Source organism: Catelliglobosispora koreensis DSM 44566 (genome assembly GCF_000379685.1).
GTDB lineage: Bacteria > Actinomycetota > Actinomycetes > Mycobacteriales > Micromonosporaceae > Catelliglobosispora > Catelliglobosispora koreensis.
On sequence record NZ_KB903284.1, the window covers coordinates 1 to 1,085 of the forward strand.

Here is a 1,085-nt window from a genome sequence, read left to right on the forward strand (position 1 = left end):
GAAGGCAGGGCCGAGGCAGCACAGCAGTTCCTCATCCGCGGTCAGCGGCATAGACCGGTGGCCGCCGAGCGTGGGAGCAGTGTGGGTGTTCACCGCTGAAGCACCTCGCCGTCTCGTGAGGTGTCTGCTTGTTTTGGTGGGGGCTTGGCGTGCCGCAGGCGTGGGATGAACCTTGGGATGGTGGCGGCGTATGCCGTCCAGGTGTCACCAAACGCCTTGGCGACGTCGCGTTCCTCCATGCGGGCCAGCCGCACGTAGAAGTAGGCAAGGACGGGGAACATGAGCAGGGTGGGAATCGTGGGCCATCGCACCAGGAATCCGATCATCACCAGGAGCAGGCCGTCATATTGCGGATGCCGTACTCGTACGTAGGTTCCGGTGGTGGCCAGCGTCGCGGTGCGGGCTGCGTCGTACAGGACGCGCCATGAGGCGGCCACGAGCCAGAATCCGCCGCCGATGAGCACATAGGACAGTAGGTGGAATGGTGATAGGTGGGGGTCGCCGGTCCAGCCAATAAGGTCGTTGAACAGGTGCCCGCCTTCGTGGGTGGCAGCGATGCCCGGGATCTTTGACCCGAGCCAGCCCGAGAGCAGGTATACAGTCAGCGGAATGCCGTACATCTCGGTGAACAGGGCGATCAGGAAGGCGGTGAAGCCGCCCATGGCGCGCCAGTCGCGGCCGGTGCGGAGGTGAAAGAAGCTGACCGCGAAGATGGCAAATAGGGCGGAGTTGAGGATGACCAGCGGCCACAGGCCGTAGGCGGGGCCGGATTCCATCGTCAGCCCCGCTTACTGGACAGTACCTGCAGGCGTTTGCGGTACTCGTCGGGGTCGATGTCGCCCCGGGCGAACCGGTCGGCGAGTACATGCTCGGCGTGGTTGCGTCGCCAGGACTGTCCCGCCCAGGCGGCAACCGAGATGATCAGCAGTGTCCACAGTATGGCGTTGCTGAGTGTCAGAATGGTCATGCCCGTGGTGCTGATGAGGGTTTGCATGGGGTGGTGTCCTCTTTTCTGTTGTCGTCGCGGCGGCGTGGGCCGGCGCGCCAGACTGCCGGGTGACGGGATTGCTGGTCAATGGGTGCAG

The 1,085-nt window shown here is 64.3% G+C and carries 2 protein-coding genes; both read right to left on the minus strand.

Going from position 1 to position 1,085, the window contains the following annotated elements; translation table 11 throughout:
• Nucleotides 1-89: 89 nt before the first annotated feature.
• Entirely contained in the window at nt 90-776 is a 687-nt protein-coding gene (locus A3E1_RS0127920; protein WP_020524096.1) for a methyltransferase family protein, read from the minus strand.
• Nucleotides 777-778: 2 nt separating this feature from the next.
• Complete coding sequence (locus tag A3E1_RS42435) at nt 779-994, minus strand: SHOCT domain-containing protein (RefSeq protein ID WP_020524097.1); 216 nt, start codon at nt 992-994, stop codon at nt 779-781.
• Nucleotides 995-1,085: the final 91 nt, after the last annotated feature.